12 protein-coding genes, 1 tRNA gene, 1 rRNA gene and 1 pseudogene are annotated in these 25,714 nt (G+C 70.9%); 4 read left to right on the forward strand and 11 right to left on the reverse strand.

Translation table 11 applies throughout. The features are described 5' to 3' along the window. Window positions 1–174: 174 nt before the first annotated feature. The 3 genes and pseudogenes from ACZ4AA_RS15540 (at window position 175) to ACZ4AA_RS15550 (ending at window position 7,007) form a co-directional block, all read left to right on the forward strand. Entirely contained in the window at window positions 175–5,313 is a 5,139-nt protein-coding gene (locus tag ACZ4AA_RS15540; protein ID WP_467601326.1) for an ATP-dependent helicase, read from the forward strand. A 32-nt stretch (window positions 5,314–5,345) separates the two neighbouring features. Then, a complete protein-coding gene (locus tag ACZ4AA_RS15545) occupies window positions 5,346–6,194 on the forward strand; it encodes an Fpg/Nei family DNA glycosylase (protein WP_467601328.1) in 849 nt (282 codons plus the stop codon). Window positions 6,195–6,244: 50 nt separating this feature from the next. Further along, window positions 6,245–7,007: pseudogene (locus ACZ4AA_RS15550) on the forward strand (SDR family NAD(P)-dependent oxidoreductase). A 465-nt stretch (window positions 7,008–7,472) separates the two neighbouring features. Here ACZ4AA_RS15550 and ACZ4AA_RS15555 read toward each other — a convergent pair. From ACZ4AA_RS15555 to ACZ4AA_RS15590, 8 genes are all read right to left on the reverse strand, one after another. Further along, on the reverse strand, window positions 7,473–7,850 hold the full coding sequence (locus tag ACZ4AA_RS15555) for a helix-turn-helix domain-containing protein (protein ID WP_326785134.1): 378 nt from the start codon (window positions 7,848–7,850) through the stop codon (window positions 7,473–7,475). Window positions 7,851–7,959: 109 nt separating this feature from the next. Beyond that, window positions 7,960–8,505 carry a CinA family protein gene (locus ACZ4AA_RS15560; RefSeq protein ID WP_467601331.1) on the reverse strand — a complete coding sequence of 182 codons (546 nt, stop codon included), beginning with the start codon at window positions 8,503–8,505 and terminating at the stop codon, window positions 7,960–7,962. After that, the gene (gene pgsA, locus ACZ4AA_RS15565; RefSeq protein WP_467601333.1) at window positions 8,502–9,245 is read right to left on the reverse strand and encodes a CDP-diacylglycerol--glycerol-3-phosphate 3-phosphatidyltransferase; all 744 of its coding nucleotides are present in this window, start codon (window positions 9,243–9,245) and stop codon (window positions 8,502–8,504) included. Before pgsA ends, ACZ4AA_RS15560 begins: the two co-directional genes overlap by 4 nt. Continuing rightward, window positions 9,242–10,717 carry a 30S ribosomal protein S12 methylthiotransferase RimO gene (gene rimO, locus ACZ4AA_RS15570; protein WP_467601335.1) on the reverse strand — a complete coding sequence of 492 codons (1,476 nt, stop codon included), beginning with the start codon at window positions 10,715–10,717 and terminating at the stop codon, window positions 9,242–9,244. Before rimO ends, pgsA begins: the two co-directional genes overlap by 4 nt. A 91-nt stretch (window positions 10,718–10,808) precedes the next feature. Then, window positions 10,809–11,666 (reverse strand): helix-turn-helix domain-containing protein, encoded by an 858-nt coding sequence (locus ACZ4AA_RS15575; RefSeq protein WP_467601337.1) that lies wholly within the window; start codon window positions 11,664–11,666, stop codon window positions 10,809–10,811. A 335-nt stretch (window positions 11,667–12,001) separates the two neighbouring features. Beyond that, a complete protein-coding gene (locus ACZ4AA_RS15580) occupies window positions 12,002–14,740 on the reverse strand; it encodes a DNA translocase FtsK (RefSeq protein WP_467601339.1) in 2,739 nt (912 codons plus the stop codon). A gap of 175 nt (window positions 14,741–14,915) precedes the next feature. Further along, entirely contained in the window at window positions 14,916–15,599 is a 684-nt protein-coding gene (locus tag ACZ4AA_RS15585; RefSeq protein WP_467601341.1) for a response regulator, read from the reverse strand. A gap of 332 nt (window positions 15,600–15,931) precedes the next feature. Next, the gene (locus ACZ4AA_RS15590; RefSeq protein WP_467601343.1) at window positions 15,932–21,427 is read right to left on the reverse strand and encodes a HAMP domain-containing protein; all 5,496 of its coding nucleotides are present in this window, start codon (window positions 21,425–21,427) and stop codon (window positions 15,932–15,934) included. A 389-nt stretch (window positions 21,428–21,816) separates the two neighbouring features. On the opposite strand from ACZ4AA_RS15590, the gene ACZ4AA_RS15595 reads away from it, so the two are divergent. Beyond that, window positions 21,817–24,564, forward strand: a complete 2,748-nt coding sequence (locus ACZ4AA_RS15595; protein WP_467601345.1) for a SpoIIE family protein phosphatase — start codon at window positions 21,817–21,819, stop codon at window positions 24,562–24,564. A gap of 125 nt (window positions 24,565–24,689) precedes the next feature. On the opposite strand, the gene ACZ4AA_RS15600 is transcribed toward ACZ4AA_RS15595, so the two are convergent. From ACZ4AA_RS15600 to rrf, 3 genes are all read right to left on the reverse strand, one after another. Further along, window positions 24,690–24,762: transfer RNA gene (locus ACZ4AA_RS15600), tRNA-Thr, on the reverse strand. 83 nt (window positions 24,763–24,845) lie between these two features. Beyond that, window positions 24,846–25,508, reverse strand: coding sequence for a DegT/DnrJ/EryC1/StrS family aminotransferase (locus tag ACZ4AA_RS15605; RefSeq protein WP_467601378.1), 663 nt, complete (start codon window positions 25,506–25,508; stop codon window positions 24,846–24,848). Window positions 25,509–25,621: 113 nt separating this feature from the next. After that, a 5S ribosomal RNA gene (gene rrf / locus ACZ4AA_RS15610) occupies window positions 25,622–25,714 on the reverse strand; the annotation flags it as partial.

Raw genomic sequence — 25,714 nt, forward strand, 5'->3', positions numbered from 1 at the left:
ATCTCCGCCCCGCCCTCGGCCTCCGCTTCCGCCCCGCCCGGGCCTCGCCGCCGTCCCCACCTCGCCACGCCCGTCCCGATCCGCACCCCCGCACCGCAGCCCCCAACGCCCGGCCCCGCCGTGTCCTTCCCGCAGGTCAGGGCGGTTGTCAGTGGGCGGGTGCAGGATGGACGCATGGTCAGCTCCGCACACCGAGCCCTCGACGGCTTCTCCCCCGCGACCCGCGGCTGGTTCACGGGGGCCTTCTCCGCGCCCACCGAGGCCCAGGCCGGGGCCTGGGCGGCCATCGGCGCGGGCTCGGACGTGCTGGTCGTGGCCCCCACCGGTTCCGGCAAGACGCTGGCCGCGTTCCTCGCCGCGCTCGACCAGCTGGCCTCGACACCGCCGCCGGCGGACCCGCGGAAGCGCTGCCGGGTGCTGTACGTGTCTCCGCTCAAGGCGCTCGCCGTCGACGTCGAGCGCAATCTGCGCAGTCCGCTGACCGGCATCCGGCAGGAGTCCGTGCGGCTCGGACTGCCGGAGCCGGAGGTGAAGGTGGGCATCCGCTCAGGCGACACCCCGCCCGCCGAGCGCCGGGCGCTGGCCACCCGTCCGCCGGACATCCTGATCACGACCCCCGAGTCGCTGTTCCTGATGCTGACCTCGGCCACCCGCGACGCGCTGACCGGCATCGAGACGGTCATCCTGGACGAGGTGCACGCGGTCGCGGGCACCAAGCGCGGCGCCCATCTCGCGCTCACCCTGGAGCGTCTCGACGAACTGCTGCCGAAGCCCGCCCGGCGTATCGGTCTCTCCGCGACGGTGCGTCCCGTGGACGAGGTGGCATGCTATCTGTCCCCGCAGCGCAAGGTGGAGATCGTCCAGCCGCCGTCCGGCAAGGAGTTCGACCTCTCCGTGGTCGTCCCGGTGGAGGACCTGGGCGAGCTGGGCGGATCGCCGGCCGCCGACGGCAAGGAGGGCGCGGAGAAGCCCTCCATCTGGCCGCACGTGGAGGAGCGGATCGCCGATCTCGTCCAGTCCCACCGCTCCACGATCGTGTTCGCCAACTCGCGCCGCCTGGCCGAGCGGCTGTGCAACCGGCTCAACGAGATCGCGTACGAGAGGGCGACCGGCGAGCCCCTTGAGGAGGCGCACGCGCCGGCCGAGCTGATGGGCGGTTCGGGCGCCGCCCAAGGGGCGCCGCCGGTCATCGCCCGCGCCCACCACGGTTCGGTCTCCAAGGAGCAGCGGGCGCAGGTCGAGGAGGATTTGAAGGCCGGCCGTCTGCCGGCCGTGGTCGCCACCTCCAGCCTCGAACTGGGCATCGACATGGGGGCGGTCGACCTCGTCGTCCAGGTCGAGTCGCCGCCGTCCGTGGCCTCGGGGCTCCAGCGCGTGGGCCGCGCGGGCCACCAGGTGGGCGCGATCTCCACGGGTGTCGTCTTCCCGAAGTACCGGGGTGACCTGGTGCAGGCGGCCGTGGTCACCGAACGGATGCGCACCGGCTCCATCGAGTCCCTGCGCGTCCCCGCCAATCCGCTGGACGTACTGGCGCAGCAGCTCGTCGCCATGACGGCCCTCGACACCTGGCAGGTCGACGATCTGCTCACGACGGTCCGGCGGGCGGCCCCCTTCGCCTCGCTGCCCGAGTCGGCGTTCACCGCCGTGCTCGACATGCTCGCGGGCCGCTATCCGTCCGACGCGTTCGCCGAGCTGCGGCCCCGCGTGGTGTGGGACCGCGTGGCGGGCACGGTGACCGGCCGCCCCGGCGCCCAGCGTCTCGCCGTCACCTCCGGGGGCACCATCCCCGACCGCGGACTCTTCGGGGTGTTCCTCGCGGGGGCCGACCCCAAGAAGGGCGGCGGCCGGGTCGGCGAGCTCGACGAGGAGATGGTGTACGAGTCGCGGGTGGGCGATGTCTTCACGCTCGGCACCAGTTCCTGGCGCATCGAGGACATCACCAGGGACCGGGTCCTGGTCTCCCCCGCGCCCGGTGTCCCCGGCCGGCTGCCCTTCTGGAAGGGCGACCAGCTCGGACGGCCGCTCGAACTGGGGCGCGCGGTGGGCGCGTTCCTCCGCGAGGTCGGATCGCTCCCCGAGGGCGACGCCCGGCTGCGCCTGCTCGCCGCGGGCCTGGACACCTGGGCCGCGGACAACGTCATCGCCTACCTCACCGAACAGCGCGAGGCGTGCGGTCACATCCCGGACGACCGCACGATCGTCGTCGAACGCTTCCGGGACGAGCTCGGCGACTGGCGTGTGGTCGTGCACTCCCCCTTCGGCGCCCAGGTCCACGCCCCCTGGGCCCTCGCGCTGGGCGCCAAGCTCTCCGAGCGGTACGGCATGGACGCCCAGGTCATGCACGCGGACGACGGCATCGTGCTGCGGCTGCCCGACGCCGATCTGATGGGCCTGGACCTGCTCGACCAGGCGCCCTCGAAGTCCGGCGCGGAGTGGGACACGGAGCAGGCCCCGGTCGGCGCGGCGGACGTCGCCTTCGACAAGGGCGAGGTCAACCAGATCGTCACGGACCAGGTCGGCGGTTCGGCGCTCTTCGCCGCCCGCTTCCGCGAATGCGCCGCCCGGGCCCTGCTGCTGCCGCGCCGCAACCCCGGCAAGCGCACCCCTCTGTGGCAGCAGCGGCAGCGCGCCGCCCAACTGCTCCAGGTGGCAAGCGAGTTCGGTTCGTTCCCGATCGTCCTGGAAGCGGTGCGCGAATGCCTCCAGGACGTCTTCGACGTGCCGGGTCTCACGGAGCTGATGGGCGACATCGAGTCCCGCAAGGTGCGGCTCGTCGAGGTCACCACCCCCGAGCCCTCCCCCTTCGCCCGCTCCCTGCTCTTCGGGTACGTCGCCCAGTTCCTGTACGAGGGCGACTCCCCGCTCGCCGAGCGGCGGGCCGCCGCCCTGTCGCTGGACTCGCGTCTGCTGGCCGAGCTGCTCGGCCAGGCCGAACTGCGTGAGCTCCTGGACGCCGACGTCCTGGCCGAGCTGGAGCGCGAGCTCCAGTGGCTCACCGAGGACCGCCGCGTCAAGGACGTGGAGGGCGTCGCCGATCTGCTGCGTCTGCTCGGGCCGCTCACGGAGGCCGAACTGGCCCAGCGGGGCGCTCAGCCGCAGTGGGCGGGTGAGCTGGCCGCCGCCCGCCGCGCCATCCGGGTCCGGATCGCCGGAGCCGATCACTGGGCGGCGATCGAGGACGCGGGCCGGCTGCGTGACGCGCTCGGCACGGCGTTGCCCGTCGGTGTCCCGGAGGCGTTCACGGAGCCGGTGAAGGATCCGCTCGGCGATCTCCTCGCCCGGCACGCGCGCACCCATGGGCCGTTCACCTCGGCGACGGCCGCCGCCCGCTTCGGACTCGGTACGGCCGTCACCGACGGCGCGCTGCACCGCCTCGCCGCGGGCGGCCGGGTCGTCCAGGGGGAGTTCCATCCGGCGGGCATCGGCCAGGAGTGGTGCGACGCGGGGGTGCTGCGCAGGCTGCGCCGTCGTTCGCTCGCGGCGCTGCGCCATGAGCTGGAGCCGGTCCCGCCCGCCGCGCTCGCCCAGTTCCTGCCGCAGTGGCAGCACGTGGGCAGCGGGCACGGTCTGCGCGGTGTCGACGGACTGGTGCGTGCCGTCGAGCAGTTGCAGGGTGCGTCGGTGCCGGCGTCCGCGCTGGAGAAGCTCGTGCTGCCGTCCCGGGTCGCCGGTTACACCCCCGCGCTGCTCGACGAACTCACGGCCGCCGGTGAGGTGGTGTGGGCCGGGGCGGGTTCCCTGCCGGGCAAGGACGGCTGGGTGTCGCTGTATCTCGCGGACGCCGCCCCCCTGATCCTTCCGGCGGCGCATCCGCTGGAGCCGACGGCGCTGCACCAGTCGGTCCTCGACGCCCTCTCGGGGGGTTACGGCCTGTTCTTCCGCCAGATCGCCGATCAGGTCCGCGCCACCACGCATCCCGACGCGACCGATCCGCAGCTCGCCGACGCCATCTGGGAGCTTGCCTGGTCCGGACGGCTGACGAACGACACGCTCGCGCCGATGCGCTCCCTGCTGGGCTCGGGCCGCACCGCGGGCTCCACGGCCCACCGCGCCAAGCGCTCGATCCCCCGCGGGCGTTACGGCTCCCTGACGGGAGGGGCGCGTCCTCAGTCGCGTACGGGTCCGCCCACCGTGGCGGGCCGCTGGTCGCTGCTGCCCGGGCGCGAACCCGACCCGACCGTTCGCGCCCACGCCCTGGCCCGCACCCTGCTCGACCGGCACGGGGTGGTGACCCGGGGCGCCGTCGCGGCGGAGGGTGTCGAGGGAGGCTTCTCGGCGGTGTACCGCATCCTGTCGGCGTTCGAGGACAGCGGCCAGGCACGGCGGGGCTATGTGGTCGAGGGGCTCGGCGCGGCCCAGTTCGCCATGGACGGCGCGGTGGACCGGCTCCGGGCGGTGGCGAACGCGCGTGACCGGGGCGCAGCCGTCTTCGAGCCCGCCCTCCAGGACAACTCTCCCGCCGCCCACGGCTTCCCGGACAGCGCCGCCTTCCCGCGTTCCGGCTCGGGCTACGGCGGCAAGGGGCCCATCGGCGACGCCTTCGCGGACGGGGGCGACCTCGCCGACGGCGGTCCGGGCGCCTTGAACGACCTCCCCACCGGCCTCGGCCCCGATGGCTCCCTCGATCCCGATTCCCCTGTCGGCCCCGACGGCTTCCCCGGTCCCGATTCGCCCTTCGGCCCCGGCTCCGCCCTCGATTTCGGCTCCGGCTCCGCCCTCGACCTCGATTTCGGCGACGACCACACCTTCTCCGCCGACTCCGCCCTGTCGGCCGGCTCCCCGCACCCCGACGGGCCCTCCCCGGACGCGCGGCACGGCGGGAACACCCCGTCCCGCCGCGACGGCTCGCGGTACCCGGCGAACGGCTCCGGCCGCCCCGGCGGTGCGGGCTTCCCGGGCGCCGGCTCCCGGTCCCGTACCGCCTCCCCGGCTGTCGTACTGGCCGCAGCCGACCCCGCGAACGCCTATGGCGCGGCCCTTCCCTGGCCCGAGTCCCCGACCGAGGCGGGCCACAAGCCCGGCCGCAAGGCGGGTTCCCTGGTCGTCCTGGTCGACGGTGAACTGACTCTCTACATGGAGCGCGGCGGCAAGACCCTGCTGGCCTGGCCGGCCGACCCGGACGGTCCCCTCGCGCAGGACGCCCGCCTGGGTGTCGCGGCCGAGGCGCTGGCCGCGGCCGCCCGCGCGGGTTCGCTGGGCACCGTCACCGTCGAGCGCGTCAACGGCGCCTCGGCCCTCACCTCGCCCCTCGGCACCCTTCTGGAAGGAGCCGGCTTCATCGCCACCCCGCGCGGGCTCCGCCTTCGCGCCTGACCGACCGCCCCCACCCGTGCCACCCTGGAGCCATGCCCGAAGGAGACACCGTCTGGCAGGCCGCGAGGCGTCTGCACGTCGCCCTCGCGGGCAAGGTCCTGACCCGTTCCGACCTGCGGGTGCCCCGGTACGCGACGGCCGATCTCACCGGGCGCTCCGTCCTGGACGTCACCCCGCGCGGCAAGCACCTGCTCGCCCGGATCGAGGGCGGTCTGACCCTGCACTCGCATCTGCGGATGGACGGCGCGTGGAAGGTGTACGAGAACGGGCGGCGCTGGAGCGGAGGCCCCGCGCACCAGATCCGGGCCGTCCTCGGCACGGAGGACCGGACGGCGGTCGGCTACCGCCTCCCGGTGCTGGAACTGCTCCGCACCGCCGACGAGTCCCGCGCGGTCGGCCACCTCGGTCCCGACCTCCTGGGCCCGGACTGGAACCCGGCCCGAGCCCTGGAGAACCTCCTCCGGGACCCCGACCGCGCCCTCGGGGAGGCCCTGCTCGACCAGCGCAATCTCGCCGGCATCGGGAACGTGTACAAGAGCGAGCTGTGCTTCCTGCTCGGGGTCACGCCCTGGCTCCCCGTCGGCGCGCTGCCCGCCGACCGTGCCGTTCAACTGCCGTTGTTCGCCAGGAAGTTGCTGGAGTTCAACCGCGACCGTCCGGTCCGTGTCACCACGGGGCTCCGCGAACAGCATCTGTTCGTGTACGGGCGTGCCCCTCGCCCGTGTCTGCGCTGCGGGACGCCGGTCCGCTCGGGGAACCAGGGCGACGGGTCCCGTGAGCGGCCCACGTACTGGTGCCCCCGATGCCAGGCCGGCCCGACCCCGCGCCCGGGTGCCGGGTGGAACACCGTCGCGGCACACCGCCGCACCGGCCAGGAGTAGTCGCGTCCAACTGATTGACGACCCGTCAGATTCCTTCGTACCGTCCCTTCATGGGCCTTTCCGCGTACGACCTCATCGGACGCACCGCCTTCGTCACCGGGGCGGGCAGCGGCATCGGCCGCGCCGCGGCGGTCCTGCTGGCGGAGGCGGGCGCGACGGTGCACTGCGCGGACCTCGACGAACAGGGCGCGCACGAGACGGCGACGCTGATCAAGGACCAGGGCGGCACCGCCCTAGGCCACCACGTCGACGTCACCGACCGGGACCGGCTCCGGCAGGCCGTCGCCGCGTGCGGCCCGCTCCACGTCATGGCGGCGATCGCCGGGATCATGCACAGCAGCCCCGTCCTGGAGACCCTGGACGAGGACCTGGACCGGGTGCTGGACGTCAACTTCAAAGGGGTCCTGTACGCGTGTCAGGAGGCCGCCCGCTCCATGATCGCGAACGGTGTCCGCGGCAGCATCGTCACCATGGCGTCGGGCGCCATCGACTCCGGTGGTCCGGGCCTGCTGTGCTACAGCGCGGCCAAGGCGGCCGTCGTCCAGCTGACGAAGACGCTGGCGACGGAGGCCGGCCCGCACGGCATCCGCGTGAACGCCGTGGCGCCGGGCTGGATCCGCACCCCCCATGACCGACCGCCACGGGGAGCGGCAGGCCCACACCGAGGCGTTCATGGCGCGCCTGTCGCCGCTGGGCCGTGTCGGGGAGCCCGAGGACATCGCCCAGGCCGTGCTGTACCTGGCCTCGGACGCCTCGGCGTTCACCACCGGCCAGATCCTCCGCCCCAACGGCGGCGTCGCCATGCCCTGGTAGTACGCCCATCACCGCGCCCCGGCCCGCCCCCGCGCCGCGTCGCTCGCCCGCGGCCCCGCCACCGGTGCGACCCCACGGCACCGACGGCCCTGGACTTCGGCACACAGTGGACCGGCAGCAGGCTGAGCCCCCACCCGCCCGCGGCGACCGTTCCCTCCAGCACGCCCGCGCCGGGCACCAGCGCGAGCCGGAGCACGCTGAACCACCACAGCGCACCGAACACCACGCACGCCCCCCTGCGCACTATTCGCCCTGCCATGGCACCCTCCTCCGGCGCGGCACCGGGCCGCCGATCTCATGCGCCTCTCCACCATGGAGGCCGCGCGGGATACCGGCAAACGGGGCCACGAGGGACCGCGGGGAACGCGAAAGCCCCGGCCAGGCTTCTCCGGGACTCCCCGGCCAAGCCCCGGCCGGGGCTTCGGTGGTGCGTCGACCGGCTCGGCGAAAGCGAGCCGGTGAGCGTCAGGCGGCGACGACGTCGACCGCTTCGGCAGGCGCCTTGATCGTGACCCGTTCCGGTGGCACACCGGTCACCGATACGGAATTGAGCATCGGGCGACGCACCGGTGCGGACACCGGTGCCGTGGCCGCAGCCGACTGTGCCAGCTCGGCGAGGGCGAGCTCGTCGCTCACTTCCCGCATGAGCTCGGACATCCGTACGTCCAGCGCGTCGCAGATCGCGGAGAGCAGTTCGGAGGACGCCTCCTTCTGCCCCCGCTCCACCTCGGAGAGATAGCCGAGTGAGACTCGGGCGGACGAGGAGACTTCGCGCAGAGTACGGCCCTGGCGCTGGCGCTGCCGACGCAGCACGTCACCCAGCAGGCGACGGAGCAGAATCATCGGTGGCTCCCTCCTCGGACCGCGTAGCCGCATCCTTCACGCCCCACCGTACCGCCTCGCGCCGCGGCCGTGCGGGGAGCGATGTCGTGTTCACTCAGGGCTGCAAACATCAAAACCCCCCGTTCTGTTCCGTATCCTGTGCCCGCTCATTTCCGGTCTGTTCGCCCGCGAGCTCTTCAAGGAGCAGCGCGAGCACGCTGCGTACACTCTCCATACGGATTTCCGCCCGGTCGCCGTTCAACCGCAGCGGCGCCACTTTCCCGCCACGGCGGGTGCCGGAAGGCGCTTCGACGGGCCCGTCGACGGCCACGTAGACCGTACCGACCGGCTGCCCGTCCTGGGGCTCGGGGCCGGCGACGCCGGTGGTCGCGATCCCCCAGTCGGCACCGAGCGCCTCGCGGACTCCCGCGGCCATCTGCGCCGCGACCTGCGCGTCCACCGCTCCGCGCTCGGCCAGAAGAGTGACGTCGACACCGAGCAGTTCGTGCTTCAGTTCGGTGGCGTACGCGGTCACGGAGCCCCGGAACACCTTCGAGGCACCCGGAACCGCGGTGATCTCCGCGGCCACCAGACCACCGGTGAGCGACTCGGCGACGGCGAGCGTCTCGCCCTTCACTGTGAGTAGTCGCACCACTTCGGTGGCCGTGGGGGTCACCGCTCGGCCTCCGCCGCGGCGGCCCGCCGCTCGGCGATTCCACTGCGCCGCAGCACAATGGCCTGTCTCACATAGTCGATCCCGGTGGCCACGGTCAGCACGACCGCGACGGCCATCACCCAGAACCTCAGGGTGGCCAGTGCCCCGGTCAGCGGCAGGATGTACATGCCGACGGCCGTGCCCTGGGCCAGTGTCTTCAGCTTGCCGCCGCGGCTCGCCGGGATGACCCCGTAGCGGATCACCACGAAGCGCAGCAGGGTGACCCCGAGCTCGCGCCCGAGGATCACGAAGGTGACCCACCAGGGCAGATCACCGAGTCCCGAGAGACAGACGAGCGCCGCCCCCATGATCGCCTTGTCGGCGATGGGGTCGGCGATCTTCCCGAAGTCCGTGACGAGGTTGTACGTGCGCGCCAGATGACCGTCGAAGATGTCGGTGATCATGGCGACGGCGAAGGCGGCCCAGGCCCAGGCCCGCATGGCCTGGTCGTAACCGCCGTCGGCCAGCATCAGCGCCACGAAGCCCGGCACGAGGACGAGCCGGATCATGGTCAGGATATTGGCGATGTTCCACAGGCTCGCCTGGTTGACGGCCGCGGCGCCCAGCTTTCCGCCACGCGGTGTCTTCGGGCCTTCCGGAGCGCCGGACGCGCCGTCCGGGGCATCGGTCGCGCCGGGGGCGCCCGTCGCGCCTCGCGCGCCCGGGGAGCCGCCCGCCGCGGACGTGGGGGCTCCGGTCATCTGGCCGCCTCCTCAGTACACGCGAGCGAGCCGAGGAGCGGCTCGGCCACCAGGTCGACACCTTCCGTGCCGACCACCTTGGCCTCGACGATATGGCCGACGGTCAGACCCTCGCCGCTCGTGAACAGCACCTGGCCGTCCGTCTCCGGCGCCTGGTGCGCGGCGCGGCCGTACGCGCCGTCCTCGTCGTCGATGCCCTCGACCAGCACGTGGACGGTCTCGCCGACGCGCTCCTCCGCGCGCTGGGCGACCAGTTCCTCGGCGAGCCGGGACACGCGCGCGAGGCGCTCGGCGACGACGTCCTCGTCCAGCTTGTTCTCGTACGTCGCCGCTTCGGTGCCCTCCTCGTCCGAGTACCCGAAGACGCCGATCGCGTCCAGGCGGGCACCGGTGAGGAAACGCTCCAGCTCGGCGAGGTCGGCCTCGCTCTCACCGGGGAAGCCGACGATGAAGTTGGAGCGCACGCCGGCCTGCGGGGCCTTGGCGCGGATGGTGTCGAGCAGTTCCAGGAACCGGTCGGTGTCGCCGAAGCGGCGCATCGCGCGCAGCACGTCGGGCGCGGAGTGCTGGAAGGAGAGGTCGAAGTACGGGGCGACGTTCGGTGTCGAGGTCAGCACGTCGATGAGCCCGGGGCGCATCTCGGCGGGCTGGAGGTAGCTGACCCGCACGCGCTCGATGCCGTCGATCTCGGCCAGCTCGGGGAGCATCGTCTCCAGGAGACGGATGTCACCCAGGTCCTTGCCGTACGAGGTGTTGTTCTCGGAGACGAGCATCACCTCCTTGACGCCCTGCTCGGCGAGCCAGCGGGTCTCGTTCAGGACGTCGCTGGGGCGGCGCGAGATGAAGGAGCCGCGGAAGGAGGGGATGGCGCAGAACGTGCAGCGGCGGTCGCAGCCGGAGGCCAGCTTCACCGAGGCGACCGGGGAGCCGTCCAGGCGGCGGCGCAGGGGCGCGCGGGGGCCGGAGACTGGGGCGACGCCCTCGGGGAGGTCGGTGGGGGCGCCGTGGCCGGGCAGGGCCACTTCCTCGCCGGCGCTCTGCCGCTCGGCCGGGCTGATCGGCAGCAGCTTGCGCCGGTCGCGCGGGGTGTGGGAGGCGTGGATGCCGCCGTTGAGGATGGTCTGGAGACGGTCGGAGATGTCGGCGTAGTCGTCGAAGCCGAGGACGCCGTCGGCCTCGGGAAGGGCCTCGGCGAGTTCCTTGCCGTACCGCTCGGCCATGCAGCCGACCGCGACGACGGCCTGCGTTCTGCCGTGCCCCTTGAGGTCATTGGCTTCGAGGAGGGCGTCGACGGAGTCCTTCTTGGCGGCTTCGACGAAGCCGCAGGTGTTGACGACGGCGACATCCGCTTGCTCGGCGTCCTCCACGAGGTGCCAGCCGTCCGCCTCCAAGCGGCCTGCGAGCTCCTCCGAGTCCACCTCGTTACGGGCGCAGCCAAGGGTGACGAGTGCGACGGTACGGCGTTCAGGCATGGGCTCAAGACTACTTTGTCTGGCCGACACCCCACGTCGACGGGGTTGGCCGATCTTGGCCAACCCCGTCGACGGTGTGCTACAGGGACCCCTATCCGACCTGCGGGTCACCCTTGGTGTACGTCAGACGCTCCACCGCGCCCGGCTGGAACTGGTCCTCGATCTTCTTGCCGTTGACGAACAGCTGGATGGCTCCGGCGTCGCCGAGGATGAGGTTGATCTTGGAGCTGTCCTGGAAGGTCTTGGACTCGCCCTGCTTCAGCAGCCCGTCGAAGAGCATCCGCCCGTTGTGGTCCTTCGCGGAGATCCAGCTGCGTCCGTCCGCGGCGCTGACCTGGACGGTCACCTTGTCCTGCGGGGCGGCCGCGATGGCGCTGTCGGACGGCTCGGGCTTCGGGTCGGCGGGCTTGGTGGCGGTCGCGGACGGTGCGGCGGACTTCTTGGTGATCGGCGTGGACCCCTCGGCGACCTGGGTCTTCGAGTCGTCGCCGTTGCCGCCGCCCTTGACCATGGTGAACCCGGCGAAGCCGATCACCGCGACGATCGCGGCGACCATGGCGGCCGTCCAGTTCGGTCCCCGGCGCTCGGGACGGATGCGTTCCGCCTCGAAGAGCGGCGCGGCGGGCGTCGGCGCGGGACGTCCGCCGTGCTCGGCGTCGTACTGCGTGAGCAGCGGAGCCGGATCGAGCCGGACGGCGCGGGCCAGGGTCCGGATGTGCCCGCGCGCGTAGACGTCACCACCACAGGGGGCGAAGTCGTTCTGTTCGATGGCGTGGATGATCGTGATACGGACGCGGGTGGCGTTGCTGACGTCGTCGACGGTCAGATGGGCCTCGATGCGTGCCTTCTGAAGGGCACGGCCGATCGAGGGCCGCTCGGCCGCAAGGTCGTCTTCGAACGGACGCTCGTCTTCGGGGGAGTTGCCGTCAGGTGAGTTGACGATGGACACGGGGGCGCCTTTCGAGCGTGTAGCCACCTGTGCTGGAAGTACAGTTTAGGGGGGGTACGAAAGGGTGGGGCAACCGGGCGGTGGGACTTTGTACGCCATCAGAATGGCCGGTCATCCTGATATAGGGACATGGTGGCGTCCCTTCGCTCAACTTGACGTGCGACAAGGCGAAACGGTTGCTCACCGACTCCTTACGGGTGAGTCACATTCATGCATCAGCCGGGTTCGGAACATGACGTTCCGCCATCCGCCCGACAGCGCGGCCACTCCCCGAGCGACCGCCACGCGCTCACCACGCCGTTGCCGGTTGTCCCGTCCCCCCTCGCCGAGGGGCTCTACGCTTCTGCTTCCCCGCGCATCACGGCCAACACCCCGTCGATCTCGTCGGCCTTCACGAGGACGTCACGGGCCTTGGACCCCTCGCTGGGCCCCACGATCCCGCGCGACTCCATGAGGTCCATGAGCCGGCCGGCCTTGGCGAACCCGACCCGCAGCTTGCGCTGGAGCATCGAGGTGGACCCGAACTGCGTGGAGACGACCAGCTCGGCGGCCGCGCACAGCAGATCGAGGTCGTCGCCGATGTCCTCGTCGATCTCCTTCTTCTGCTTGGTCTCCACCGTGACGTCGTCCCGGAAGACGGGCGCCATCTGATCCTTGCAGTGCCGCACGATCGCCGCCACTTCGTCCTCGGTGACGAAGGCGCCCTGCATACGCGTGGGCTTGTTGGCCCCCATCGGCAGGAAGAGTCCGTCGCCCTTGCCGATGAGCTTCTCGGCACCGGGCTGGTCGAGGATGACCCGCGAGTCCGCGAGGGACGAGGTGGCGAACGCCAGCCGGGAGGGCACGTTCGCCTTGATCAGACCCGTGACGACGTCGACGGAGGGCCGCTGCGTGGCGAGCACCAGATGGATGCCGGCCGCGCGCGCGAGCTGCGTGATGCGCACGATCGAGTCCTCGACGTCACGCGGCGCGACCATCATCAGGTCGGCGAGCTCGTCCACGATCACCAGGAGGTACGGGTAAGGGCTGAGCTCGCGCTCACTGCCCTCGGGCAGCTTGACCTTGCCGCTCCTGATCGCCGCGTTGAAGTCGTCGATGTGCCGGAACCCGAACGCCGCGAGGTCGTCGTAGCGCAGGTCCATCTCCCGGACGACCCATTGCAGCGCCTCGGCGGCCCGCTTCGGGTTGGTGATGATCGGCGTGATCAGGTGCGGGATGCCCTCGTACGCGGTCAGCTCGACGCGCTTGGGGTCCACCAGGACCATCCGCACGTCCTCCGGGGTCGCCCGGACCATGACCGAGGTGATCAGGCAGTTGATGCAGGACGACTTGCCGGAACCGGTGGCTCCGGCGACCAGGACGTGCGGCATCTTCGCCAGGTTGGCCATCACGTAGCCGCCCTCGACGTCCTTGCCGAGCGCGACGAGCATCGGGTGGTCGTCCTCGGCCGCGTCCGCGAGCCGCAGCACGTCACCGAGGTTGACCATCTCGCGGTCGGTGTTGGGGATCTCGATGCCGACCGCGGACTTGCCGGGGATCGGGCTGATGATCCGCACGTCGGGGCTGGCGACCGCGTACGCGATGTTCTTGGTGAGGGCGGTGATGCGCTCGACCTTCACGGCGGGGCCGAGCGTGACCTCGTAGCGCGTGACGGTCGGGCCGCGGGTGAAGCCCGTGACGTCGGCGTCCACCTTGAACTCGGCGAAGACCTGGCGCAGGGAGTCGACGACCGCGTCGTTGGCGGCGCTGCGGGTCTTGCCGGGACCGCCGCGCTCCAGGAGATCGAGGGACGGCAGCGCGTAGCTGATGTCGCCGGAGAGCTGGAGCTGCTCCGCGCGCGGGGGCAGCTCGCGCGGGGCGTCGGGGGCGGCCTTGGTGAGGTCGGGCACGACCGACTCGACCGGCAGGCTCTCCTGCTTGGGCCGCTTGGCGCCCGGGACCGCCTGGGCGCGGGCGGCCGGCACCGGCGTCGTCTCCTCGTACCCGTCGCGCTCCGGGCTGACGCCGTGCGTCAGATCGGCGACCAGGGGCGAGGGCGGCATCCCGTGCAGCACGGCGCCGTCCAGGGCCGCGGCGGCGGCCGCGGCGACGTCCACGGCGTCCATCGGCCGGTTCATGTCGGGCTGCCGCGCGCCGGGCCGCCTGGGGCGGCCCCTGCGCCTGGTGAGCGCCTCGCGCTCGGCGTCGTCGGCGTCGTGGGTCTCGGGGGCGCGCGAGCGTCCGCCGGGGCGCCCCGTGATCCCCTCGCGCCACTGCTCGTCGTAGCGGTCGTCGTCCTCGCCGAGCGCGTCCTCGTCGAAGTCGGCCTGGACGATGCCGAGTTTCTGGCCGAGCAGCCGCAGCCGCTGCGGAATCGCGTTGACCGGGGTCGCGGTGACGACCAGCAGTCCGAAGATCGTGAGCAGCACCAGGAGCGGTACCGCCAGGACGTCACCCATGGTGTACGTCAGCGGGGTGGAGGCCCCCCAGCCGATGAGCCCTCCGGCGTCCCTTATGGCCTGCATGCCGTCGCCGCGCGCGGGCGATCCGCAGGCGATGTGCACCTGCCCGAGCACACCGATCACGAGCGCCGACAGACCGATCACGATCCGGCCGTTCGCCTCGGGCTGCTCGGGGTGCCGGATGAGCCGCGCCGCGATCACGGCGAGGAGTATCGGGACGAGGAGGTCGAGACGACCGAAGGCGCCGGTGACCAGCATCTCGACGAGGTCGCCGACGGGACCGCGCAGATTGGACCACGTGCCCGCCGCCACGATCAGCCCGAGGCCGATCAGCAGGAGCGCGACCCCGTCCTTGCGGTGCGCCGGGTCGAGCCCCTTGGCGCCGCGCCCTATCCCGCGGAAGGTGGCTCCGACGGCATGGGCGATGCCCAGCCACAGGGCGCGTACGAGTCGGTACACGCCCGCGGTCGGGTTGGGCGCCGGCGCCGGTGCGGGCTTCTTCGCGGGGGCCCTCTTGGCGGGCGCCTTGGCGGCGGCTGCCTTTTTCGCGGGGGCCTTCTTCGCCGGAGCCTTCGTCGGAGCGACCGCCTTCTTCGCGGGCGGCTTCTTGGCTGCGGACTGACGTGAGGCCATGTGTGTGAGGTTACCGGTGGAGACGACAGCGGCACGTGTGCCTCCCCCAAGTTCTCGACTTCGCTCGAACAGGGGGGGAATTCCGGCTTCACCCGATCGTGTCAGCCTGGCCGGAAACGGAACTGACGCTTCCTCACGGCCTCACGCGGCCCACGGAACGCTTCCTGGCGGGCCTTCAGCCCTGGGACGGCACCGAGGCCGCGCCGCTCCCCGTGCCCGGCTCCAGCGCGTCCAGCGCCCTGCGCAGTCCGGTGAGTTTGCGCTCCAGATGGGCCGCGGTCGCCACGGCCGCGGCGTCCGCGGAGTCGTCGTCGAGCTGCTTGGACAGCGCCTCGGCCTGCTCCTCGACGGCCGCGAGCCGCGCGGAGAGTTCGGCGAGCAGTCCTGCGGGCTCCTTGGCCTCGCCGAGCGCCGCCTTGCCACCGCCCTCCAGCTGGAGGCGCAACAGGGCCGCCTGCTCCCGGAGCTGGCAGTTCTTCATGTAGAGCTCGACGAACACCGAGACCTTCGCGCGCAGCACCCACGGGTCGAAGGGCTTGGAGATGTAGTCCACCGCGCCGGCCGCGTACCCCCGGAAGGTGTGGTGCGGGCCGTGGTTGATGGCGGTCAGGAAGATGATCGGGATGTCCCGGGTCCGCTCCCGACGCTTGATGTGCGCGGCGGTCTCGAATCCGTCCATGCCCGGCATCTGAACGTCCAGCAGAATGACCGCGAAGTCGTCCGTGAGCAGCGCCTTGAGCGCTTCCTCCCCGGACGATGCCCGTACCAGTGTCTGATCGAGCGCGGAGAGGATCGCCTCCAGCGCCAACAGATTCTCCGGCCGGTCATCGACCAGGAGGATCTTGGCCTTCTGCACCATGGCCCGCCCTCCTCGCCCCGGCATGGGGCCTCCCCTGTCCGTAGGACTTGGGGAAGCGCCGGGCGCCGCCCCTGGGGACGACTCCCTTGCGCCGCCCGTCCTTGTGCCGGTCATGCTAGCCGCACCCCGCCCGTCGCCACACCCTGTCACCGTGATGTCACTGTGCACGTAGCAGAAACGCGGCAGGGGACCAGAAGGTTCCCCGTATCCCGTGCTTCTACACGGCTTCGGGCACAGTCAGTCATCCGACACGGGGCCGACCGGAACGGCCGTGGCGCACGGTGTCCCGATGCCCGGCACACCGTGACGGCCCGCGTCACTCCCCGAGTGTGTCACTCCTGACGCATCCACTGCGCCATCACCGAGAGCAGATGATCGGGATCGACCGGCTTGGTCACATAGTCGGAGGCACCCGACTCGATCGCCTTCTCCCGGTCGCCCTTCATGGCCTTCGCCGTGAGCGCGATGATCGGCAGCCCCGCGAACTGCGGCATCCGCCGGATCGCCGTGGTCGTGGCATAGCCGTCCATCTCGGGCATCATGATGTCCATCAGAACGACCGTCACATCGTCGTGCTGCTCCAGGACCTCGATGCCCTCGCGGCCGTTCTCCGCGTACAGCACCGAGAGCCCGTGCTGCTCCAGGACGCTGGTCAGCGCGAAGACGTTGCGGATGTCGTCGTCGACGATCAGGACCTTCTCGCCCTCGAAGCGGATGCCCCGGCCCTGCTGCGTTCCCGCGTCCTGCTGCCCGGCGGCCGCCCACGGCTCCTGAGCGGCGCCCGCACCGCCCTCCTGCTGCCCGGCCGCGTCCGCGTGCTGCTCGGCCGTGGGCAGTGCCCTGCGGCGCCTCCTGAACAGCGCGGCGGGCCCGTTCTGGGCGTCCTGATACGACTTCACCTCGGCCGGCATGCCGATGCTGCGCAGTTCGGCCTCGGAGGCCAGCAGCTCCCCCGCCTCCATCGTCGGCGCGAGCTGCCCGTACCCCTGCGGCGGCAGTTCGCTCGGGTGCAGCGGCAGGTACAGCGTGAAGGTGGAACCGCGTCCCGGCTCGCTCTGGGCGTAGATCTCGCCGCCCAGCAGCCGCGCGATCTCCCGCGAGATGGACAGCCCCAGACCCGTACCGCCGTACTTGCGGCTGGTCGTGCCGTCCGCCTGCTTGAACGCCTCGAAGATCACCCGCATCTTGCTCGCCGCGATCCCGATCCCGGTGTCGGTCACCGAGAACGCGATCAGGTCGGCGTCCGCGTCCCGCAGCGAACCCGACTCCAGGAGCTGCTCACGGATCGCCACCGGCACATCCGCCCCGGCGGGCCTGATCACCAGCTCGACCGCACCGGAGTCGGTGAACTTCACCGCGTTGGACAGCAGGTTGCGCAGCACCTGGAGCAGCCGCTGCTCGTCGGTGTGCAGCGTGGCGGGCAGTTCCGGCGAGACCCGCACGGAGAAGTCGAGCCCCTTCTCCGCGGTCAGCGGACGGAACGTCGCCTCCACGTAGTCGACGAGCTGGACGAGCGCGATGCGGGTCGGCGACACGTCCATCTTGCCCGCCTCGACCTTCGACAGGTCGAGGATGTCGTTGATCAGCTGGAGCAGGTCGGAACCCGCGCCGTGGATCGTCTCGGCGAACTCGACCTGCTTCGGCGTGAGGTTCGTGTCCGCGTTGTCGGCGAGCAGCTTGGCCAGGATCAGCAGCGAGTTGAGCGGGGTGCGCAGCTCGTGCGACATGTTCGCCAGGAACTCGCTCTTGTAGCGCATGGAGACCGCGAGCTGCTCGGCGCGCTCCTCCAGGACCTGCCGGGCCTCCTCGATCTCGGTGTTCTTGACCTCGATGTCGCGGTTCTGCTGGGCCAGCAGCTCGGCCTTGTCCTCCAGCTCCGCGTTGGAGTCCTGGAGCGCCTTCTGCCGGTTCTCCAACTCAGCCGAACGCTCCCGCAGTTGCTCGGTGAGCTCCTGCGACTGCCGCAGCAGCACCTCGGTCTTGGTGTTGACCGAGATGGTGTTGACGCTTGTCGCGATCATCTCCGCGATCTGGTTCAGGAAGTCCCTCTGGATCTGCGTGAACGGTGTGAACGACGCCAGCTCGATCACACCGAGGACGGTCCCCTCGAAGAGCACCGGGAGCACGATGACCTGGGCCGGAGGTGCCTCGCCGAGTCCGGAGGAGATCTTCAGATAGCCGCTCGGCGCGTTCTCCACCAGGATCGTGCGCTTCTCCTGCGCGGCCGTCCCGATCAGCGCCTCACCCGGCCGGAACGAGGTGGGCATGGAACCCATCGAGTAGCCGTACGAGCCGAGCATGCGCAGCTCGTACGCCTCGTCGTCCTCCGTGGCCGCGTCCTTGCCGTCGACCAGCGGCATCGAGAGGAAGAACGCGCCGTGCTGGGCCGAGACCACCGGCGTCAGCTCGCTCATGATCAGCGAGGCCACGTCGTCGAGATCGCGCCGGCCCTGCATCAGGGCGGAGATCCGCGCGAGGTTGCCCTTCAGCCAGTCCTGCTCCTTGTTGGCGATGGTGGTGTCGCGCAGGTTGGCGATCATCTTGTTGATGTAGTCCTGGAGCTCCTGGATCTCGCCGGAGGCGTCCACGTCGATCTTCAGGTTCAGGTCACCGCGGGTCACCGCGGTCGCCACGCGCGCGATGGCACGCACCTGCCGGGTCAGGTTCCCGGCCATCTCGTTCACCGACTCGGTGAGGTCGCGCCAGGTCCCGTCGACGTCCCGGACACGCGCCTGACCGCCCAACTGCCCCTCGGTGCCCACCTCCCGGGCGACTCGGGTGACCTCCTCGGCGAAGGACGACAGCTGGTCGACCATCGTGTTGATGGTGGTCTTCAGCTCCAGGATCTCGCCGCGCGCGTCGATGTCGATCTTCTTGGTGAGATCACCCTTGGCGATGGCCGTGGTGACCATCGCGATGTTGCGCACCTGGCCGGTCAGGTTGGACGCCATCCCGTTCACCGACTCGGTGAGGTCCTTCCACGTGCCCGCGACTCCGGGGACGTGCGCCTGACCGCCGAGGATGCCGTCCGTACCCACCTCGCGGGCCACCTTGGTGACCTGCTCGGCGAACGAACTCAGCGTCTTCACCATGGTGTTGAAGGTGTCGGCGAGCTGCGCGACCTCACCGCTCGCCTTGATCGTCACCGTCCGGGTCAGGTCGCCGTTGGCGACCGCCGCCGCCACCTGCGAGATGTTCCGCACCTGCATGGTCAGGTTGTAGGCCATCAGGTTGACGTTGTCGCTCAGGTCCTTCCAGATGCCCGTGACCCCCGGCACCCGCGCCTGACCGCCCAACTGGCCCTCAGTGCCCACCTCACGGGCCACCCGGGTCACCTGCTCGGCGAACGACGACAGCTGGTCGACCATCGTGTTGACCGTGGTGACCAGTTCGAGGATCTCGCCCCTGGCGTCGACGGTGATCTTCTTCGACAGGTCTCCCATGGCCACCGCGGTCGTGACCTCGGCGATGTTGCGCACCTGGATGGTGAGGTTGTTGGCCATGAAGTTCACGGACTGGGTGAGGTCCTTCCAGGTGCCCGAGACACCCTGCACCTCGGCCTGCCCGCCGAGGATGCCCTCGGTGCCCACCTCGCGGGCCACCCGCGTCACCTGCTCCGCGAAGTTCGACAGCTGGTCGACCATCGTGTTCAGGGTGTTCTTCAGCTCCAGGATCTCGCCGCGCGCGTCCACGTCGATCTTCTGCGACAGATCACCCCGGGCCACCGCCGTCGCCACCTGCGCGATGTTGCGCACCTGAGCGGTGAGGTTGCCGGCCATGCCGTTCACCGAGTCGGTCAGGTCGCGCCACACACCGGCCACGCCGGGCACCTGCGCCTGCCCGCCGAGCCGGCCCTCCGTACCCACGTCACGGGCCACCCGGGTCACCTGGTCCGCGAACGCGGAGAGCTGGTCGACCATCGTGTTGATGGTGTTCTTCAGCTCCAGGATCTCGCCGCGCGCGTCCACGTCGATCTTCTGCGACAGATCACCGCGGGCCACCGCCGTGGTCACCTGGGCGATCTGCCGTACCTGCGACGTCAGGTTCCCCGCCATGAAGTTGACGGAGTCCGTGAGTTCCTTCCAGGTGCCGGACACGCCGTCCACCCGGGCCTGTCCGCCGAGGCGGCCCTCCGTGCCCACGTCACGGGCCATCCGCGTCACCTGGTCGGCGAAGCTCGACAGCTGGTCCACCATGGTGTTCACGGTGACCTTCAGCTCCAGCATCTCGCCGGCGACCTCGACGGTGACCTTCTGCGACAGATCACCGTTCGCGACCGCCGTGGTCACCTGGGCGATGTTGCGCACCTGACCGGTCAGGTTCTGGAACGCCGTGTTGACGGAGTCCGTCAGGTCCTTCCACGTTCCGGCCACCCCCGGAACCTGGGCCTGGCCGCCCAGTTCACCCTCGACGCCGACCTCGCGCGCCACCCGCGTGACCTCGACACCGAACGACGACAGCTGGTCGACCATCGTGTTGACGGTGTTCTTCAGCTCCAGCATCTCGCCCGCGACCTGGACGCTGACCTTCTGCGACAGATCACCGTTGGCCACGGCGGTCGTGACGGCGGCGATGTCACGCACCTGAGTGGTGAGGTTCCGGAAGACCGTGTTGACGGAGTCCGTCAGGTCCTTCCACGTTCCCGCCGCCCCCGGCACGTTCGCCTGACCGCCGAGCCGGCCCTCGCCGCCGACCTCGTTGGCGACACGCGTGACCTCGTCGGCGAACGTCCGCAGCGTCTCGGTCATCTGGTTGATCGTCTCGGCGAGCTGCGCGACCTCACCGCGCGCCGAGACGGTCACCTTCTGCGACAGGTCACCGCTCGCGACCGCCGTGGTCACCTGCGCGATCCCGCGCACCTGGGCCGTCAGGTTGCCGGCCATGAGGTTCACCGAGTCGGTGAGGTCCTTCCACACACCGGCCACACCGGGCACCTGGGCCTGACCGCCCAGCTCACCCTCCGTGCCCACCTCGCGCGCGACGCGTGTCACCTCGGAGGAGAACGAGGACAGCTGGTCGACCATCGTGTTGACGGTGTTCTTCAGCTCCAGCATCTCGCCGGCCACATGAACGGTGACCTTCCGCGACAGATCACCCTTGGCGACCGCCGTCGTCACGAGAGCGATGTCACGCACCTGAGCGGTGAGCCTGTACGCCATCGTGTTGACCGAGTCCGTCAGGTCCTTCCACGAACCGGACATACCTCGCACCCGGGCCTGACCGCCCAGCTTGCCCTCGGTACCCACTTCACTGGCCACCCGCGTGACCTCGTCGGTGAACGTCGACAGCTGGTCCACCAGGTTGTTCACGGTCCGGCCGACCTTCAGGAACTCACCGCGCAGCGGATGCCCGTTCCCGTCCGCCGCCTGCGCGCGCAGATCCATGCGCGGCGACAGATCGCCCTCCGCGACGGCGGACAGCACCCGGCCGACCTCGGAGACGGGACGGACGAGATCGTCCACCAGCGCGTTCGACGCGTCGATCGCGGCCGCCCAGGCGCCCTCACCGGCGCCCGCCTCCAGCCGTTCCGTGAGCTTTCCCTCACGGCCCACCACCCGCCGTACCCGCGACAGCTCACCCGTCAGGTGCATGTTGCGGTCGGCGACCTCGTTGAAGACCGCGGAGATCTCGGACATGACGCCGTCACCGGAAACAGTGAGCCGCTTGCGGAAGTTGCCGTCCCGCATCGACACCAGGGCCGCCAGCAGCCTGTTCAGGTCCGCCGTGTCCACCTCGGTGGTGCCGGTGCGCGGTGCGCGCCCGCTCTTCAGGGACTGTCCGCCCTTCGCGCGCGTCCTACCGCCCCGCGTCGCTGCGCCAGACTCCACTGTGTCCCTCCCGCAAGGGTCGACCGATACTGCTCGGCGTACTCGGGTACTTCTTCTCGTGGTGCACGGGAGGCATCCGACCTGCCCGGACCTACTACCTGGAGCCTGCCCAGTGTTTCACCCCGGCCGAACCAGGCCATAACAGTTCGGCAGCTTCGCACATCGTCCGCACACACTCGGGACAGTCCTCCAGCCATGGCCGGAGGCAATCACACGCACCTGTCCGAACGGAAACACCGCACTCTTCAAGACGGAAACACCCGTGACCGGCATCCGCAGGGGCCTCGGAGGTAAGTAACCTTGCAAGCGGCTGTCCAGCCGTGCCGGTCCCGTCCGGCCTGGACGGTGGCACGAGCACGAGCGGGCAGGCATCGGAGGGGCACCGCACCATGACCACCGGACTGCATCCTGGAGGGACACCCCAGGATCCCCGGCCGACAGGGCACCACGCTCTGCCCACACAGGAGCGGGCAGGCCTCGGAACCCCGCATGCCGACGACCGGACAAGGAGTTCTGTGATCACCGCGCGCGCGGCCGCCAGTTTCGAACCCGTGGGACGCTCCGTCGCGACCGCCCGCTCGTTCGTCCGGGACACCCTCCAGGGCTGGGGCTTCGCCGACATCGTCGACGACGCCGTCGTACTGACCAGCGAACTGGTCACCAATGCCGTCGTGCACGCGGGCACCTCCGCCGACGTTCTGTGTCTGCGCAGCGACGACGGCGTACGCATCGAGGTGGCGGACCACTACCCAGAACGAGAGATCCCACTCCAGGCGACGGCCGTCAACATGGGCAGCCCCGACCGCGAGGGGGGCCGCGGCCTCCAGCTGTGCGCGGCCCTCGCCCGCCGCTGGGGTGTCGAGTACACACCCACCCAGAAGCAGGTCTGGTTCCAGCTCGACCTGCCCGAGCGCGCGATCGGCACCCGCACCGCCGGCCCCTCGCTCCCCGCCGACCTCCTCCCCCTGGCCGACGGCCGCGTCCGCGTGGCGGTCATCCAGATCGACCGCACCGGCGCGATCAACGCCTGGAACGAGGACGCCGAGGAACTCTTCGGATACGCGGCCGAGCAGGTCACCGGCAAACCGCTCACCGACCTCGCGGCCTGGCCGCACACCCCCGGCACCGGCACCGGCATCGTCGAGGCCCTGCAACTCTCGCGCTGGGAAGGCAGTTACGGCGTCCGCTGCGCCGACGGCCGGGTCACCCCCGTGTACGCCTCGCACCTGCGCGTCCGCGACACCGGCGGCGAGCCCTCCACCGTCTGCCTCCTGGTCCGCGACCACGAACGCGCCGTCCTCCAGACCCCGTTGCGCGGACCCGCCTCCGACTCGGGCTCCCACGCCGAGGGCCAGGCCACCGATCCGTTCGAGGTCTTCATCGGATCACCGGCCCCGGACGACCTCGACGGCCTCCTCCAGCGCACGGTGGAACGGGCCCGCGACATGCTCGACGGCGACTCCGCCTTCCTGCTCCTCGCCACCGACGACGAAACGGAGTTGGAGGTACGCGCCTCCACGGGCCTGCCCTCCGCGCGCCAGCGCTTCGCCCGCGTCCCCGTCGAGGCGGGCCCCGGCCGCTACGGCTCGGCCCGCATGCCCGCCGTCCACGAGGACCTGACGGTCGTCCCCGGCGCCGTCCCGCTCCTCGGCGGCACCGGCATGCGCTCGGTCGTCACCGTCCCGCTGAAGGTCGAGGGCCGCCTCACCGGCTCCCTCGGCGTCGCGGCCGAATCGCCCGGACGCTACTCCAACGAAGAGGCCCTGCGCCTCCAGTTCGCCGCCGACCGTATCGCCCTGGCGGTGGAATCGGCCCGCCTCGGCGAGCTGGAACGCCTGCGCCGCGGCTCACTGTCCTTCCTCGTCGAGGCCTCCGACCTGCTCGCCGGCACCCTGGACCGCGACCAGACCCTCGCCCTCATGGCGCAGATGACGGTCCCGACCCTGGCCACCTGGTGCGCCGTCTACACGATCGCCGACCAGGCCTCCGATCCGTACCTCTCGTACGTCCTGCACGAGGACGAGGAACTCATCGACGGCCTCAAGGCGTTGCTCTCGAAGATCGCCCCGCCGGACCCGGTGCCCACCCCGGGCGCCCGCGTCTGGGCGGCCCCGGCCGCGGCCGCCCACGACGCCGCCCTGCGGACCTCGATGCGCAGCCTGGGCCTCGGCGAGCACACCTCGGTGAGCTCCGGCATCGGCACGACACTGGCGACGGCCGCCGCGGTCGGCGGCGAGACCGTGGTCCTGCCCCTGGTCGCCCGCAACCGGGTCATCGGCATGCTGACCCTCGGCAAGCCCTCGGACGAGCATTTCCGCCAGGAGATCCTGGAGTTGGCCGAGGACCTCTCCCGGCGCGCCGCGCTCGCCCTGGACAACGCCCGTCTGTACTCGGAGCGCACGGCCATCAGCCAGTCCCTCCAGCGCAGCCTCCTGCCCCCGGAACTCCCCCAGATCGAGGGCGTCGAGGTTGAGGTCATCTACCGCGCGGCCGGCGAGGGCAACGAGGTCGGCGGCGACTTCTACGACCTCTTCCCGATCCGCGACGGCGCCTACGGCTTCGCCATCGGCGACGTCTGCGGTACGGGCCCGGAGGCGGCGGCGGTCACCGGCCTGGCCCGGCACGCACTGCGCCTGCTGGCCCGCGAGGGCTACGGCGGCCCCGCCGTCCTGGAGCGGCTGAACTCCGCGATCCTCGACGAGGGCGCCCGCAGCCGCTTCCTGACCCTCCTCTACGGCGAGTTGTGGCCCCAGGAGGACGGCAGCGCCGTCCTGAAGGTCGTCTGCGCCGGCCATCCGCTGCCGCTGCGCCTGCGCCAGGACGGCACGGTCGAGCCGGCCGCCGAACCGCAGCCGCTCCTCGGGGTCATGGAGGACCTGGAGCTGTACGAGCAGAGGGTCACGCTCGATCCGGGCGACGTCCTGCTGTGTGTCACGGACGGTGTCACCGAGCGCCGCGAGGGCACCCGCATGCTCGGTGACGACGGACTCGCCGATGTCCTCACGACATGCACGGGGCTGACGGCAGGCGCCGTCGCCGCGCGCATCATGCGTGCGGTCGAACGCTTCGCCTCCGACGCCCCGTCGGACGACATGGCGATCCTGGCGATGCGCGTCCCCGGCCTCCACAAGGACTGAGGCACGGCGACCTGTGCCCCCGGAATGCGTGTCCCGGGGGCACAGGTCGCACCGGCCGGTATACGCGAATGCTTTCCGACATGCGAAAGGCCCCCGCCCACAAGGGCGGAGGCCTTTTCTGTCTGAGCCCCCCAACGGAATCGAACCGTTGACCTTCTCCTTACCATGGAGACGCTCTGCCGACTGAGCTAGGGGGGCCTGTCGCTTTCGAGGTCTCCCTCGCGGCAACAAGAGAGATCATACCCTGAATTGGGCTGTGTTCCCAACCAGTCCGCCCCTGATCAGAAGGCAGGTTGCAGCAGTCCGCCGAGCGCGTTGCACACGGAGACGATCCGCTGCATATCGCGCTTCGTCAGCGTCCCGTCCACGGGCAGCGAAAGGGTCTCGTCGGCGGCCCGCTCGGTCTCGGGAAGCTGTACGTCGCGGCGGAACCCGGGCAGACGGTGCACGGGGGTCTTCACCGGGACCCGGCACTCGACTCCCCTGTCACGCACGGCCCTTGCGAAGGCGTCCCGATCCGGCCGCCCGTTGCCGGGCACCCGGACGACGTACTGCTGGTAGGTGTGTCCGTCGCCGCCGGCCGGCGTGTGGACGCCGCTGAGCCGGCTGTCGAGATAGGAGGCCCGCTCCCTGCGCTGCGCGATCTCGTCGTACGGCGCCTCGGACTCGCCCTGTTCGAGCACCAGCAGTTCATGGTGCCGGCCGAGCTCCCGCAGCCGCGCCATGTCGGCGGTGCGGCCGAAGCGGTGCACGACAACGAGCGCCGCCGTCCGGGGAGTTATGACCGCCTCGACCGCGAGGGGGTCCAGGCAGTACGTGACCGGGTCTATGTCGGCGAAGACGACGGTGGCGCCGGCCTCGGTGACGGCGTCGGCGACCTCGGCGTTCCCGAAGGCCGGTACGACGACCTCGTCACCGGCTCCGACGCCCGCGGCTCTGAGCATGGCAGCAGTACTCATGCTGCGGATCCTGGTCGCGCAACGTGAACTCGAAGTAAAGCAAAACAAAAAAGAGCTGGTCCCCGAACCGAAGTTCGGGGACCAGCTCTCTAAAATTTGTTCGGCGGCGTCCTACTCTCCCACAGGGTCCCCCCTGCAGTACCATCGGCGCTGTGAGGCTTAGCTTCCGGGTTCGGAATGTAACCGGGCGT

Source organism: Streptomyces sp. NPDC024698, from assembly GCF_055559015.1.

What these genes read in the sequence shown, in the direction of transcription:
- ACZ4AA_RS15540 (WP_467601326.1), top strand. Translation starts at nt 175, where the DNA reads ATGGTCAGCTCCGCACACCGAGCCCTCGACGGCTTCTCCCCCGCGACC.
- ACZ4AA_RS15545 (WP_467601328.1), top strand. Translation starts at nt 5,346, where the DNA reads ATGCCCGAAGGAGACACCGTCTGGCAGGCCGCGAGGCGTCTGCACGTC.
- ACZ4AA_RS15555 (WP_326785134.1), bottom strand. Translation starts at nt 7,850, where the DNA reads ATGATTCTGCTCCGTCGCCTGCTGGGTGACGTGCTGCGTCGGCAGCGC.
- pgsA (WP_467601333.1), bottom strand. Translation starts at nt 9,245, where the DNA reads ATGACCGGAGCCCCCACGTCCGCGGCGGGCGGCTCCCCGGGCGCGCGA.
- rimO (WP_467601335.1), bottom strand. Translation starts at nt 10,717, where the DNA reads ATGCCTGAACGCCGTACCGTCGCACTCGTCACCCTTGGCTGCGCCCGT.
- ACZ4AA_RS15580 (WP_467601339.1), bottom strand. Translation starts at nt 14,740, where the DNA reads ATGGCCTCACGTCAGTCCGCAGCCAAGAAGCCGCCCGCGAAGAAGGCG.
- ACZ4AA_RS15585 (WP_467601341.1), bottom strand. Translation starts at nt 15,599, where the DNA reads ATGGTGCAGAAGGCCAAGATCCTCCTGGTCGATGACCGGCCGGAGAAT.
- ACZ4AA_RS15595 (WP_467601345.1), top strand. Translation starts at nt 21,817, where the DNA reads ATGACCACCGGACTGCATCCTGGAGGGACACCCCAGGATCCCCGGCCG.
- ACZ4AA_RS15605 (WP_467601378.1), bottom strand. Translation starts at nt 25,508, where the DNA reads ATGCTCAGAGCCGCGGGCGTCGGAGCCGGTGACGAGGTCGTCGTACCG.